At 61.2% G+C, this 15,183-nt stretch carries 10 protein-coding genes; 3 read left to right on the plus strand and 7 right to left on the minus strand.

The features are described from left to right. Positions 1–13 precede the first annotated feature (13 nt). From AC3WN7_RS14935 to speB, 4 genes are all read right to left on the minus strand, one after another. On the minus strand, positions 14–1,393 hold the full coding sequence (locus AC3WN7_RS14935) for a sodium:solute symporter family protein (protein ID WP_102673852.1): 1,380 nt from the start codon (positions 1,391–1,393) through the stop codon (positions 14–16). 166 nt (positions 1,394–1,559) lie between these two features. Next, entirely contained in the window at positions 1,560–3,071 is a 1,512-nt protein-coding gene (locus AC3WN7_RS14940; RefSeq protein WP_102673851.1) for a purine-cytosine permease family protein, read from the minus strand. A gap of 55 nt (positions 3,072–3,126) precedes the next feature. Further along, on the minus strand, positions 3,127–3,549 hold the full coding sequence (locus tag AC3WN7_RS14945; protein ID WP_095963801.1) for a YybH family protein: 423 nt from the start codon (positions 3,547–3,549) through the stop codon (positions 3,127–3,129). Between the two features lie 9 nt (positions 3,550–3,558). Further along, entirely contained in the window at positions 3,559–4,509 is a 951-nt protein-coding gene (speB, locus tag AC3WN7_RS14950; protein ID WP_007972517.1) for an agmatinase, read from the minus strand. A gap of 347 nt (positions 4,510–4,856) precedes the next feature. Between speB and AC3WN7_RS14955 the strand changes: the two genes are divergently transcribed. Together AC3WN7_RS14955 and AC3WN7_RS14960 are read left to right on the plus strand one after the other, a co-directional pair. After that, positions 4,857–5,750 carry a LysR family transcriptional regulator gene (locus AC3WN7_RS14955; RefSeq protein ID WP_007972518.1) on the plus strand — a complete coding sequence of 298 codons (894 nt, stop codon included), beginning with the start codon at positions 4,857–4,859 and terminating at the stop codon, positions 5,748–5,750. Between the two features lie 5 nt (positions 5,751–5,755). Next, a complete protein-coding gene (locus AC3WN7_RS14960; RefSeq protein ID WP_102673896.1) occupies positions 5,756–6,352 on the plus strand; it encodes a tRNA-uridine aminocarboxypropyltransferase in 597 nt (198 codons plus the stop codon). A gap of 140 nt (positions 6,353–6,492) precedes the next feature. On the opposite strand, the gene AC3WN7_RS14965 is transcribed toward AC3WN7_RS14960, so the two are convergent. From AC3WN7_RS14965 to AC3WN7_RS14975, 3 genes are all read right to left on the minus strand, one after another. Continuing rightward, positions 6,493–7,857, minus strand: coding sequence for an HlyD family type I secretion periplasmic adaptor subunit (locus AC3WN7_RS14965; protein ID WP_095963803.1), 1,365 nt, complete (start codon positions 7,855–7,857; stop codon positions 6,493–6,495). 180 nt (positions 7,858–8,037) lie between these two features. Next, positions 8,038–10,197 carry a type I secretion system permease/ATPase gene (locus tag AC3WN7_RS14970; protein ID WP_095963804.1) on the minus strand — a complete coding sequence of 720 codons (2,160 nt, stop codon included), beginning with the start codon at positions 10,195–10,197 and terminating at the stop codon, positions 8,038–8,040. A gap of 16 nt (positions 10,198–10,213) precedes the next feature. Further along, positions 10,214–11,572, minus strand: coding sequence for a TolC family outer membrane protein (locus AC3WN7_RS14975; protein WP_102673850.1), 1,359 nt, complete (start codon positions 11,570–11,572; stop codon positions 10,214–10,216). Positions 11,573–12,160: 588 nt separating this feature from the next. Between AC3WN7_RS14975 and AC3WN7_RS14980 the strand changes: the two genes are divergently transcribed. Next, positions 12,161–15,183: retention module-containing protein (locus tag AC3WN7_RS14980; RefSeq protein ID WP_492575307.1), on the plus strand; the 3,023-nt coding region annotated here is incomplete at its 3' end.

Genomic DNA, 15,183 nt, shown 5'->3' on the forward strand with positions numbered 1-15,183 from the left:
CGTTATGTTCAGCTTAGGCGGCGCTTGCCACTGCTGCCGTGCGGCGGGACATCAAGCTCACCACCACGAAGCTCACCAGGCCTACACCGAGGCTGTAGTAGATCGGGGTGTTGGCATCCAGACCGTCCTTGAACATGAACAGCAGCGCGGTGGCGAAGCCCATGCCCATGCTGGCGATGGCGCCGGCGGTGGTGGCGCGTTTCCAGAAGATCGCGCCCATCAGCGGGATCAGCATGCCGCCTACCAACAGGTTGTAGGCCAGGGTCAGGGCGCTGATCACGTCGTTCACCACCAGGGCGATACCCAGCACCACGATACCGGTCAGCATGGTGACCAGGCGGTTGAGGCCCAGGCTCGACTGTTTGCCGCCACGCAGTTTCGGCAGCAGGTCTTCGGTCAGGGTGGTGGCAGCGGCCAGCAGGCCGGCGCTGGCGGTGGACATCATGGCGGCCAGTGCGGCAGCGATCACCAGGCCACGGATGCCGTCCGGCAGGGACAGTTTGACGATGGCGGCGAAGGCGTTGTTGACGTTGTCCAGATCCGGGATCAGTACGTGTGCAGCCATGCCGATCAGGGCGCAGGCCAGACCGTAGAGGATGCAGTAGATACCGGCAGCGGTACCGGCAACCTGAGCCACTTTGGCGGTCTTGACGGTGAACACCCGTTGCCAGATGTCCTGACCGATCAGGATGCCGAAGAAGTAGATCATGAAGTAGGTGATGATGGTGTCCCAGCCGATGGTGGTGAAGCTGAAGCTCGCCGCCGGCAGTTTCGTTACCAACTCATCCCAGCCGCCGACGCGGTACATGCAGATTGGCAGCAGGATGAACATCAGGCCCACGGTCTTGATCACGAACTGGACGATATCGGTCAGGGTCAGGGACCACATGCCGCCGATGGCCGAGTAGATCACCACGACGCCACCGCCCAGCAATACCGAGATCCAGAACGGCAGGCCGAACAACACTTGCAGAACGGTGCCGATCGCCAGGATCGAGGTGACGCCGATCATCAGCGCGTAGGCCAGCATGATCACCGCGCTCGCGGAGCGGGCCATCGGGTTGTAGCGTTTTTCCAGCACCTGGGTAACGGTGTAGATCTTCAGTTTCAGCAGCGGTTTGGCGAGGAACAGGTTCAGCGCCACGATCCCGCAACCCAGCGCGGCGCACAGCCAGAAGCCGGAGATGCCATGCACGTAGCCCAGACGCACGGTGCCCACGGTGGACGCGCCGCCCAGAACGGTGGCAGCCATGGTGCCCATGTACAGGCTTGGCCCGAGGTTACGACCGGCGACCAAAAAGTCTTCGTTGGTCTTGGCCTTGCGCATGCCGTAATAGCCGAGCAGCAGCATCGCGGCGGCGTAGATGAGTACAACGAATAAATCCAAAGCCATTATGGCGTGTCTCCGATTGTCTTTTTTATGTGAGGCTGAAAATCAATCCCTGTGGGAGCGGGCTTGCTCCGGGCGGCGATCCGACGAAAGCGGTCCGTCAGTCACATCAGTGTTGAATGTGCCGCCGTCTTCGCGAGCAAGCCCGCTCCCACAGGTTTGTGTTACATCAGGCGACTTGACGCATCGCCGGTTTGGCGAGCGAATCCGTGCTCTTGCTGCGAGGGTCGTTCGGGCCGAACACTTCGCGCGATTCCGGGAACAGGCTCAGCAGCGCCAGGTACACCAGCGAGGCCAGGCCCAGGGTCACGGGCAGGCTGATGTCGATACCACCGGCCAATTCGCCCAGCGGCCCGACAAACTGACCCGGCAGGTTCACGAAACACAGGCCGACGGCCGCGCTCGGGATCCAGGCACCCAGGCCACGCCAGTTCCAGCCGTGGGTGAACCAGTAACGGCCACCTTTCTCGCCGCGGGTGAACACTTGCAGGTCATCCGGGCAGTAGAAGCCGCGACGCACCAGCAGGCCGATGATCATGATCACCATCCAGGGGGTGGTGCAGGTGATGATCAGCACGGCGAAAGTCGACACGCTCTGCACCAGGTTGGCCGCGAAGCGCCCGATGAAGATGAAGGCAATCGACATCACACCGATCAGCAGCGTGGCCTTGACCCGCGACAGTACCCGTGGGAATACGCTGGACATGTCCAGGCCGGTGCCGTACAGCGAAGTGGTGCCGGTGGACATGCCGCCGATCACCGCGATCAGGCACACCGGCAGGAAGAACCAGCTCGGCGATACCGCCAGCAGGCCGCCGACATAGTTGTTGGCCGCGATGTAGTCCGGTGCCTTGATCGCTACGATGGTGGCGGTGGTCAGGCCGAACAGGAACGGGATGAACGTTGCGATCTGCGAAATCACCACCGCCGCCATGATGCGGCGCTTGGAGGTGTCACGCGGAATGTAGCGCGACCAGTCGCCGAGGAACGCACCGAAGGAAATCGGGTTGCTCATGGCCACCAGTGCTGCACCGATGAAGGCGGCCCAGAAACCTGGCTGACCCATGTTCACCGTGCCGGCGTAGTTCACGTCGAAGGGACCGGCGAAGGCGAAGGCACCCAGCAGGAACAGCAGGCTGGCACTCCACACCGCGATCTTGTTGACCCACAGCAGGAAGCGGAAGCCATAGATGCACACCGTCAGCACCAGAATCGCGAACAGACCGTAGGCCAGGCCCAGGGTCAGGTCGGTTTCCGGCAGGCCGATCAGGCGTTTGGCCCCACCGATCAGCGCATCACCCGAACTCCACACCGAGAGCGAGAAGAAGGCGATGGCGGTCAACAGCGACAGGAACGAACCGACGATCCGCCCGTGCACGCCGAAGTGTGCACCGGAAGACACGGCGTTGTTGGTGCCGTTGATCGGGCCGAACAGGCCCATTGGCGCGAGGATCAGCGAACCCAGCAACACGCCCAGCACAATCGCCCAGACGCCCGCCTGGAAAGACAGGCCGAACAGGACCGGGAAACTGCCGAGGACGGCGGTTGCAAAGGTGTTGGAACCCCCGAAGATCATCCGGAACAAGTCCGTCGGGCCTGCGGTGCGTTCGTTGTCCGGGATTTGTTCGACCCCGTGGGTTTCAATTTGCGTAAGGCTTTGGTCTTTGTTGTTGTTATTCATGATCAGCTCCGATCATAAAGGCGCGCTCATCGTGCGTGAGCGTCACCTGTGTTGGCTAAGGGGGTGGCAGCCCTTCCGGCATCGCGGACAAATGTTCGTGACAGGCCAGCCATAGGCCTTGTTGTTCTTGGCCAGACGCTTGTTTCTTGAAAACAATCGTCTCGCGCTCCTGGCTAAAGTGCTGCTCCCCTAGCATGCGCAGCTCGGTGGCGACGTCATGGATGAAAATCGCCACGTCACCCTGCAGGCTGACGAAAGCGTTGCTCGAGGTGCACGAGAGCACCTCGAAGCCATCCTCGGCGCGCCAGCTGTCCCACATCGCCTGGTAGGCGTCGCGCGACAGCAGGGGCTTTTCGAGGGTGTAGAAGACGAAGCTGGCTTCAAAGCTAAAAGCGCCGAAGTAGGCTTCGCGATCGTTACGGGCAAAAGCGGACACCAGATCAGCGGCGGCTTTCAGAACCTGATCGCGTTCGTTCATGAATCATCCTCAGCGGTGGACTACGCCAGGCAGTACGCAGAGCATTTCGTACAGCAGGTTGGCGGCCAGCAGCGAGGTATTACCAGTGGTGTCATAAGCGGGCGAGACTTCTACCAGATCGCAACCGACCAGGTCGAGGCCTTGGCAGCCACGAACGATCTCGATCGCCTGAATGGTGGTCAGACCGCCGATTTCCGGGGTGCCGGTGCCTGGTGCCCAGGCCGGGTCGATACCGTCGATGTCGAAGCTCAGGTAGACAGGACCGCCACCGACTTTCTCGCGGACTTCAGCCATCAACGGCTCCAGCGATTTGTGCCAGCACTCTTCGGCCTGAACCACACGGAAGCCCTGGTTGCGGCTCCAGTTGAAGTCGTCAGCGGTGTAGCCCTGGGCGCGCAGGCCGATCTGCACCACGCGGTCCGGGTCAATCAGGCCTTCTTCAACGGCGCGACGGAACGTGGTGCCGTGGGCGATTTTCTCGCCGAACATGTGATCGTTCACGTCAGCGTGAGCGTCGATGTGCACCAGGCCGACCTTGCCGTGCTTCTTGTGGATGGCACGCAGGATCGGCAGGGTGATGGTGTGGTCGCCGCCCAGGGTCAGGGGGATCACGTCGTGTTCGAGGATGTTGTCGTAGGACTCTTCGATGATCCGCACGGCATCCAGCAGGTTGAAGGTGTTGATCGCGATGTCGCCGATGTCGGCAACCGACAGCGAGTCGAACGGCGCAGCGCCAGTGGCCATGTTGTACGGGCGAATCATCACCGATTCAGCACGGATTTCGCGAGGCCCGAAACGGGTGCCAGGGCGCAGGGAAGTACCGATGTCCAGCGGCACGCCTACGAAGGCAGCGTCCAGGCCGGCAGCGGTATTCAAGTGGGGGAGTCGCATCATGGTGGCGATGCCGCCGAAGCGCGGCATTTCGTTGCCGCCCAGTGGTTGGTGAAGAATCTTGTCCACGGGTAGGGCCTCATCGTCGTTGTTTTATTTATGTGGTTGCGCCGTTCACGGAAGTACGAGCGCACCTTGTGGCACCGATTCTGCGAAATGTAGTGGCCGGGAAGAATCGCTACGGGCAAATACTTAGTTCAGATTTTTCTAAACTAATTGATGTGGCAGCGATAGACTTCACGCCATACGCAGAACCCCTGATGCCTGGCAATCCAGGGGTGAGCACTGCAACCATTGTGGGAGCGGGCTTGCTCGCGAAGGCGTCGTATCAGTCGCCATCAATGTAAATAGATACACCGCTTTCGCGAGCAAGCCCGCTCCCACAGGGTTTGTGTTCCCTTCCACCGGAGCCCGACATGGCCAACGCTTTACCTGACCTGAAACTATTGCGCATCTTCGTCAGCGTGGTGCGTCACCAGGGCTTTGCCAACGCCCAGCAGGAGCTCAACCTCTCGACGTCAGCCATCAGCACCTACATGAGCCAGCTCGAAGCGGCCCTGGGCCTGGTGCTTTGCCATCGCGGTCGTGGCGGGTTCAGCCTGACCAGCAAGGGTGAGTTGTTCCATCAGGAAACCCTGCGTCTGTTGGGGGAACTCGAAGGCTTCGAGCAGTACGCCGCCGCCCTCAAGGGCGAGTTGCGCGGCACCTTGAACCTCGGGGTGATCGACTCCACCGTCAGCGACAAGGCCCTGCCGTTCGCCGAAGCCATCGGCGCCTACAGCCAGGAACACCCGGCGGTGCACTTGCACCTGTCGGTCATGAGCCCTTACGAACTGCAGCTCGGCGTGCAAGACAACCGTCTCGACCTGGCCATCGGTGCGTTTTCCACGCGCATGAGCGGTCTGGTGTATATGCCGCTGTACCGTGAACAACACTGGTTGTATTGCAGCACGCGTCATCCGCTGTTCAACGAGCGGCGCATTCCCGAGCAGGTCATCACCCAGCAGCGCATGGTCGGCCGCGGCTACTGGAGCCAGGCCGAGCTGGCGCGTCACGGTTTCAAGCACAGCGCCGCGACCGTGGAAAGTATGGAAGCTCAGTTGATTCTGGTGCTGTCGGGCGCCTACATCGGCTATCTGCCGGAGCACTATGCCCAGGCCTGGGCCGACAAGGGCGACTTGCGGGTGTTGCTGCCGGCGACCTTTGGTTATCAGGCGCCGTTCTCGATGATCGTGCGCCGGGGCCGTAGCCGCGAGCCGCTGATCCAGACGTTCCGTGATTTGCTTAAAGCCCAATTGAATCAGGCGTGAAGAAGATGTCCAGAATCCAGTGCCCGCGCTGCCTGCGTCCGCAATCTCATTGCCTGTGCCCGTTGATCCCGAATCTCGACAGCCGCACTCGCGTGCTGTTGTTGCAGCATCCGAGCGAAGTGAACCATGCGCTCAATACAGCGCGGTTGGCAGCGTTGGGCTTGAGCAATGCCGAGCTGATCGTGGGCGAGGTGTTCGAGGATTTGCCGGTGTTGTTGAACCGTCCGGGATATACGGCGCGGTTGTTGTTTCCGGGCGAAGAAGCGCAGCCGATGAAAGCCTATGGCTGCTCTGATGAATCGATGTTGCTGGTCGTCCCGGATGGCACCTGGCGCAAGGCGCGCAAGATGCTGCACCTCAATCCGCTGCTGGCGGCATTGCCGAGGGTGACGCTGGCTGAAGGCGGTGTGTCCCGTTACCGGCTGCGCAAGGCACCGGGACCGGGGGCGTTGTCGACAGTAGAGGCGATTGTGCAGGCGCTGGAAACCCTCGAAGCGCCGACTTCGTTCGCGTCGTTGTTAAAGCCGTTTGAAGCGTTGATCGAGGGGCAGATTGCGGCGATGGGGAAGGAGGTTTACCAGCGTAATCATGGTGATAAATGATCGCTGTTTGTGCCGGCCTCATCGCGAGCAAGCCCGCTCCCACATTCGACCGGGTTCCTCCAGGAGAAATACGATCGAATGTGGGAGCGGGCTTGCTCGCGAAGGCGGCGGAACAATCACCAGAAAATCTCAGCCAGAAACTACCGCTCCCGCATCGCCTCGGTCCGCGCTTTCAACACCGGTTTAAGCAAGTAATCCAGCACCGTTTTCTCCCCGGTAATAATGTCCACTGTCGCCACCATCCCCGGGATGATCAGCAGCGGTTTCACATCCCCGCCCAGATGGTTTTTGTCGGTGCGCACCTGAATCAGATAAAAGCTGTTGCCCTTGTCGTCGGTGATGGTGTCGGCGCCGATCAGCTCCAGCTTGGCGCTCAGGCCGCCGTAAATGGTGTAGTCGTAGGCACTGAACTTGACCATGGCTTTCTGGCCCGGATGCAGGAATGCAACGTCCTGCGGGCGGACTTTGGCCTCGATCAGCAGGTTGTCTTCCAGCGGCACGATTTCCACCATGTCACTGCCGGGCTGGACCACACCACCGATGGTGTTGACCTTCAGCACCTTGATGATGCCGTGCACCGGCGAGACCACGGTGGTGCGGGTCACGCGGTCGTCGATGGCGATGCTCGATGCGGTGATTTTCGACAGGTCGGTGCGTTTCTCGTTCAGCTCTTTGGCCGCTTCCGAACGGAAGGTTTGCTCCGACTCGTCGATCTTGCTTTTGATCTCGTTGATCGCCGATTCCGCCCGGGGAATCGCCAGGGTGGTGGCGTTCAGCGAACCGCGAATCTCCACGGCGCTGCGTTTGAGGCGCAGGATTTCCACCGGCGACACGGCACCGGTGCCCACCAGCGGCGTGGACATGTTCATCTCTTGTTGCAGGAGCGCCAGGCTTGAACTGAATTGACCCTGTTTCGAGCGGAACTCCGCCAATTCCTGGGTTTTTTGCCGAAGTTGTTCGGACAGTGTGCGCTGCTCGCTCGCGAGTCGACGTTGCCGCTGCTCGTACAGAGAGCGCTCGTCTTCGGCCACTTGCGGCGCCTTGGCGATCACTTCTTCTGACAGCTTGAACGGCCGGCCTTCGGCTTCGGCCGAGAGCCGTTCGACCTGCGCGGTCAAGGCGTAGCGATCGGCTTCACTTTCGCCCTTGTTCGACAGGTAGCGCGTGTCATCCAGGCGCAGCAAGGTGTCGCCCTTGTTCACCATCTGCCCTTCACGCACAAAGATTTCGGTGACGATGCCGCCCTCGAGGTTCTGGATCACCTGGACCTTGCTCGACGGAATCGCCTTGCCTTCGCCCATGGTCACTTCCTGCAAGACGGCGAACTTGGCCCAGACCAGTGCGCAGATCAGCAGTGCAGCGGTCAGCCACACGGTGATCCGCGACCAGCGCGGCGAGTCCTGCAACGAGGCGCCGGCGGTTTCCGGCATGAATTCGACTTCGGCGCTTTTGCCGAAGCTGTTGAAGTAGCCTCGGGGCGCTGAATCTGGCGTTCGAGCAGACATGGCGATACCCGTCAGTTAAGAGAAATAGTGCCGAACACAATCCTGTGGCGAGGGAGCTTGCTCCCGTCCGGCGGCGAAGCCGTCGCAAAAACTGCTGGCGCGATCCAGGTGACACAACGAGGGGGCTGCTTCGCAACCCAGCGGGAGCAAGCTCCCTCGCCACAGGCTGTGTATTCGTATCTAAACAGCCGCAGAACCGACACGGCCCTTGCGCAGTGCATCGATGACTGCTTCTTTCGGCCCGTCGGCGACGATCCGTCCGTTGTCCAGCACCACCAGCCGATCCACCAGGCTCAGCATCGAGGTGCGGTGAGTCACCAGCAGCACGGTTTTGCCCTGGACCCAGCCGTGGAGTTTTTGCCGCAGGACGTCTTCGCTGCTGTTGTCCATGGCGCTGGTCGGTTCGTCGAGCAGCAGGATCGGCGGGTCGAGCAACAAGGCCCGGGCCAGCAAAACCGCCTGGCGCTGACCACCGGACAGCAACTGTCCGCGCTCGCCCACGGGCCGGTCGAAGCCTTGCGGGTGTTGCCGGGCCAGTTCGGTGACGCCGGTGAGTTCGGCCACTTCGAGCATGCGTGAGTCACTGATGTAGCGCGCGCCGAGGGTCAGGTTATCGCGCAGGCTGCCGGCCAGCAGCGGCAGGTCGTGAGCGACGTAACCGATCTGATGGCGCAGGTCGGCGACGTCCAGCTGTCGCAAGTCCAGGCCATCGAGCAATAGCTGGCCTTCTTCCGGTTCGTAGAAACCCATCACCAGCCGCGCCAGGGTGCTTTTGCCCGAGCCGCTGCGACCGATCACGCCGATTCGCTCACCGGGTTTCACGCTGAAACTGACGTTGGCCAGCGCCGGGGTATTCTGGCCGTTGTAGTGGAAGGTCACGCCGACAACATCCAGCGCCCCTTGCAGTTGCGTGCGCTCCAATGGCCGCTGTTTGGCGTCGCGCTCCTGGGGCAGGCCCATCAGCGCGTCGGTGCTTTTCATGGTCAGTTGCGCTTGCTGGTAGCGGGTGATCAGGCCGGCGATCTGTCCCAGTGGCGCCAGCACCCGACTGCCGAGCATGTAGCTGGCCACCAGGGCACCGACGCTGAGATTGCCGGCGATGATGCTGTAGACCCCGGCGACGATGGTCGCCATGCCGGACAGTTGCTGGATGAACAGCGTGCCGTTGGTGGCCAGGGCCGAGAGGTTGCGCGCATGGCTATCGAGGCGGGTGAGGGCGCCGTGGGTGCTTTCCCATTTGTGCTGGCGTTCGCTTTCGGCGCTGCAGGCCTTGAGGGTTTCCAGGCCGCTGAGGGTTTCGATCAGCAACGCCTGGCGTTCGGCACCGAGGCTGAGGCTTTTCTGTACGGTGTCGCGCAGGCGTACCTGGATCACCATGGCGAATAGGATGGTGATGGGAAACGCCAGAACCGGAATCACCACCAGCCAGCCACCGAGCAGGCCGATCACCAGCAGCATCAGCAGGCAGAAGGGCAGGTCGATCAAGCTGGTGAGGGTCACGGCGGTGAGAAACTCCCGCAGGCCCTGGAAGTCATGAATGCTTTGGGCAAAACCACCGATGGTCGCCGGCCGCGCTTTCATCGCCATGCCGGTGATGCGCTCGAACAGGGTGGCCGACAGGATCACGTCGGTTTTCTTGCCGGCGGTATCCAGCAGGTGCGCGCGAACGACCCGCAGCACCAGTTCGAAAGCGGTGCCGATCAGCAGACCGATCGCCAGCACCCACAAGGTCGAAGTAGCCTGGTTCGGCACTACGCGGTCGTAGGTCTGCATCACGAACAGCGGCACCATCAGACCCAGCAGGTTGATCAGGAAACTCGCCAGGATCGCGTCGCTGTAGAGCCATTTCGACAGCTTCAGCGTATCGCGGAACCAGGCCTGGACCCGAGGCACCAGCGGCGAGCGCAAGTCTTCGAGTTCGTGGCGTGGCCGGGCAAACAGCGCCTGGCCACTGTAGTGTTCGGCCAACTCTTCAGGGCTGAGCCATTGTTCGCCGCCGTCGGCTTCGCTGGGCAGGATCAGCACCTTGCCGTCTTCGGCATAACGACGCAGGACGGCCGTGCGGCCGTTGTTGAGCAACAGCAGCACGGGCAGGTTGAGCGGCGAGATGTCCTTGAGGTCACGGCGCAGCAGGCGCGCCTGCAAACCGGCCCGGGCCGCTGCACGGGGCAGCAGGTCCAGGCTCAGGCGTTGGTGTGCCATGGGGAGCCCGGCACTGAGGCTGGCGCGACTGACCGTCGCGCCATGGAGTTTGCAGAGGATCAACAGACCGTCCAGAAGCGGGTCATCGAAGCTCAGGCGCGGATCGACACCGGTGTTGCCGGGTTCCATGCTGGTCATTGAACCCTCCCATGCACTACTTCATTTCAGGCAGACGAGCTTCGTTTTTCACTTCGGTCTGGGCGATCGCGTCGGCGGGCAGTACGACCCGTTGTTTGCTCAACAACTGCCCCATGTTCGCCAGGATGCGGTACATCGAAAATTCTTCGGTGTAGCGCACTTCGGTGTAGCGGCGGTTGGCGTTGTAGAGTTCGTTTTCGCTGTCGAGCAGGTCAAGCAGGGTCCGCTGGCCGAGGCCGAACTGATCCTGATAAGCAATGCGTACGCGCTTGCTGGTGTCGGCGTATTCACGGGCGGTCGGGGTTTGTTTCTTGGCATTGACCATGGCGTTCCAGGCCAGGTGAATATTCTCGTTGAGCTGGCGCAGGGCATTGTTGCGGATGTCCATGGCCTGGTTGATCTTGTGCGCGTCGGAAGCCAGGCGCGCCTTGTCGCTGCCGCCGCGGAACAGGTTGTAATTCATCACCACGCCGACCCGCCACTCGTTGTCGTGGCCTTCGTCACCCTGCACGTTGTTGTTCGCGCCCACTGCCGCCTCGGCGTCAAGGCGTGGGTAGAAGGGCGACTTGGCAACTTCGTACTGGCTTTCGGCCGATTGCACGTCGGCCTGGGCGGATTTCAGGTAAGGGTTGTTTTCCACCATGCTCTGCTGGGCTTCGGGCAGGGAGGTTGGGACTTCACCGCGAATCGACGGCGGGGCTTCGAGTTCATCGGGCATACGCCCGACAACGGCGTAAAAGTTCGACTCGGCGTCAGCCAGATTGACTTCGGCGGTGTCGAGGTTGTTTTCTGCCAGTGCCCGGCGAGCGCTGGACTGGTCGGCATCGGCGTTGCTACCAACGCCGCGCTGGGTGCGCAGGCCGATCTGGTCGTTGACCCGCAAGTGCGCTTGCAGGTTGTTCTTGGCCAGGGTCACCAGTTCGCGGTGCTTGAGCACCTCGAGATAAACCTCGGTGGTGCGCAGGGCCAGATCCTGAGCCGTACCCTGAGCGTAATAGGCTCGCGAGTTGACCACGCCTTTGGTGCGATCGACTTCATTGGCGGTGTTGAACCCGTCAAAAAGCATTTGCCGCAGGCGCAATTCCGACTGGGTGTAGTTGAGAATTTCGGTGTGGTGATTGCCGAGCGCCCGGGTATTGGTGTTATCGCTGTACCCGCGCCCGTAAGCGGCGTTCAGATCGACCGATGGATAAAAGCCCCCTTTCGCGACCTTCACGTCTTCGTCAGCCGACAGACGGCTGTCCACCCGCGATGCCAGTTCCGGGTGCGTCGCGATGGTGCTCTGGATTGCCTCGGTCAGCGTCATGGCCTGGGCTTGGTACGAGCAGGCCATGGCCAAAAGAACCGCGCGGCTGAGGGGGGTGAATAGGCGCATGGTACATCTCCCTGATTCCTGATGGTGCTTATCAGTCGCCAATTTATTGACGGCATTTGTAGGTAAAGTTGTTTCACGTATTTAACAAAAGAGCTAAGAACATTCTGGAGCGTAGCTAAGAAATTTTTTTCATAACGGCTATGCAAAAAAAAACTTATGCGCTCTACAAAATCCAGCACATTGTTCAAGTCGAAAGCCCTTGTTTTACGAGCTCTAGGGGGCTCATCGGGCTTTGAGGAAAGTTCCAATCCACTTATCGAAATAGAGCGGAGAAGTGCTGGAGGGGAGGGATGCGAGCGATCTGGTGGCGACGGTTTTTTGTCACTTGAGTGCTTCGAGATCGTTACGCATCGCTCACAGGCAACGTTGTTGCGAACAGGGATCCGATGCCATTGATTGCAGAGGGATTTTCCCGAAATCGTAAACAGCGCCGTGAGCGACTGGCTGGGCGAGATTGTTGCCGGGTACACGGCTTACTCAAGTAAACCGGCACCCGGAACACGATCCACCAGGCAACCCGCTCGAGCCATGAGCACGTTCTTCGCACAATCAAGGTGCCGACGGCGGTTGGCGGCGGAGGAAGTGCACATGGCAACGCTCATCGGAATCGTCAGTAAGGTCATCGGTCAGGTGTTCGCGGTTGCGAGCGATGGCACCCGGCGTGCTTTGGTCGAAGGGGACAAGCTGTTCGCTGGCGACCAACTGAGTACCGGCGCTGAAGGCGCGGTAGCGGTGCATCTGCAAAATGGCCAGGAACTGACCCTCGGGCGCGGCAGCAGCATGCAGATGACCCCGCAATTGCTCGCCAATCAGATTCCCCATGTGGACTTGTCCGAGGCGGTGACGCCGAGCCAGGCGCAACTGACGGATGTCGAACAGCTGCAAAAAGCCATTGCGGCGGGCGACGATCCGACCCAAACCGCTGAAGCCACCGCTGCCGGGTCGTCTACGACTAGCGGTGTACCGGGCGGCGTCCAGGGCAGCGGCCATAGTTTCGTCATGCTCGAGGAAGTGGGCGGGCGAGTCGATCCCACCATCGGCTTCCCTACTGCCGGTTTCAATGGCATTCCCGAACTTCCCGAAGAACGCCTGAACGCTAATCCGGACAATAACACTGTAGCGGCCGATACCCCTGTGGTGCCACCAGTGACGCCGCAGGTGCCGAACAATCCGGTCAGCTTCGAAGGTCTGTCGGGGCAGAACGGCGATCGGACTGTCAATGAAGCCAACCTGACCGACGGTTCGTTGAGGAGCGAAGGTTCGCTGACGCGAAGCGGCACCTTCACCATCAATGCGCCAGACGGGCTGACCAGCCTGAGCATCGGCGGTATCAACGTGATCAGCGGCGGTGTGGCGGCAGGTTTTGCGCAGTCGTTCACCACTTCTCTGGGCAGTACCTTGACCTTCACCGGCTACAACCCGGCGACGGGCGTGGTCAGTTACAGCTACACCCTCAACCGTGCCGAAACCCATGCAAGCGGCGAGGGTGCCAATAGTCTTACCGAGCGCGTCACCGTGGTGGCCAGCGACAGCAATGGCGACAGCACCACGGGTACGCTGGATCTCACCATCATCGATGACGTGCCCAAAGCAGTCGATGACAACAATGGCACCGCCTCGGAAACCTTGCTGACGCTTAACGGCAACGTATTGACCAACGATGTGCAAGGCGCTGACCGTGTGCCGGTCGGTGAAAACAGCGGGCCGATCACTCCCGGCACCTTCACCGGTACCTACGGCACCCTGGTGCTGAATGCCAACGGCACCTACACCTACACCCTCAACACCAACGATGCCGACTTCAAGGCCCTGCACGGCGGTGGCGACGGCACCGAAAGCTTCACCTATACGCTGACGGACGCCGATGGCGACAGCAGTACGGCGACCCTGGTGCTGCAAATCCACAACAACGATGATCCGGTGACGATTGGCGGTTTGAACGTCACTGGCGGCGAACTCACCGTCTTCGAGAAAAACCTCGGCGACGGCAGCGCACCGGATGCCACGGCGCTGACCCAGAACGGTAACTTCACCGTTACTGCTCTGGACGGTGTCACCAGCCTGACCGTCGGCGGCATCGCCGTGGTCACCGCGGGTGTGGCGGCGGGCTTCCCGCAGTCGATCACTACCCCGCTGGGCAGCACGCTGACCATCACCGGATTCAACGCGGTGACCGGTGTGGTGAGCTACAGCTACACCCTCAACGACAACGAAGCGCATCCGAGCGCCAACGGCGCCAACACCCTGCCTGAACAGTTCACCGTGACCGCGGTCGACGACAACGGCACCACGACCACCGGTTCATTGGATGTGAATATCGTCGATGACCTGCCTCGAGGCGTGAACGACAGCAACGCTTCGACGGCGTCGGAAACCCTGCTGACCCTCAACGGCAACGTATTGAGCAACGACGTGCAAGGCGCCGACGGGGTAACCATTGGAGAAAACGCCGGCCCGATCACCCCCGGCACATTCACCGGCACCTACGGCACCCTGGTACTTAACGCCAACGGCACTTACACCTACACCCTGAACACCAGCGATGCGGATTTCAAAGCGTTGCACGGCGGTGGCGACGGCACCGAAAGCTTCACCTATACGCTGACGGACGCCGATGGCGACAGCAGTACGGCGACCCTGGTGCTGCAGATCCACAACAACGATGATCCGGTGACGATTGGCGGTTTGAACGTCGAGGGCGGCGAACTCACCGTCTTCGAGAAAAACCTCAGTGACGGCAGTACTCCGGATGCCGTGGCGCTGACCCAGAACGGCACCTTCACTGTTACTGCACTGGACGGTGTCACCAGCCTGACCGTCGGCGGCATCGCCGTGGTCACCGCGGGTGTGGCGGCGGGCTTCCCACAATCGATCACCACGCCATTGGGCAGCACGCTGACCATCACCGGCTTTAACGCGGCGACCGGTGTCGTGAGCTACAGCTACACCCTCAACGACAACGAAGCGCACCCAACGGCCAACGGCGCCAACACCCTGCCTGAGCAGTTCGCCGTGACCCTGGTCGATGACAACGGCACCACGGCCACGGGCAGCCTCGACGTCAACATCGTCGACGACCTGCCGAAAGGCGTGAACGACAGCAATGGCACCGCCTCGGAAACCCTGCTGACCCTCAACGGCAACGTGCTGACCAACGACGTACAAGGCGCCGACCGGGTAACCATCGGTGAAGGCGCTGGTCCGATCACCCCCGGCACTTTCACCGGCACCTACGGCACCTTGGTACTCAACGCCAACGGCACCTACACCTACACGCTGAATACCAGTGATGCCGACTTCAAAGCCCTGCACGGCGGTGGCGACGGCACAGACACCTTCACCTACACCATCACCGATGCGGACGGCGACAGCAGCACCGCCAACCTGGTACTGCAAATCCACAACAATGACGATCCGGTGGTCCTCAACGGCCTCAACGTGTACGGCGGCGAGCTGACGGTCTACGAGAAAAACCTCAGTGACGGCAGCAACCCCAACGCACCAGCCCTGACCCAGAGCGGCACGTTCACCGTCACCGCACTGGACGGCGTCACCACCCTGACCGTCGGCGGCATCGCCGTGGTCACGGGAGGCGTAGCGGCGGGATTCCC

The organism is Pseudomonas sp. FW305-70, from assembly GCF_058783925.1.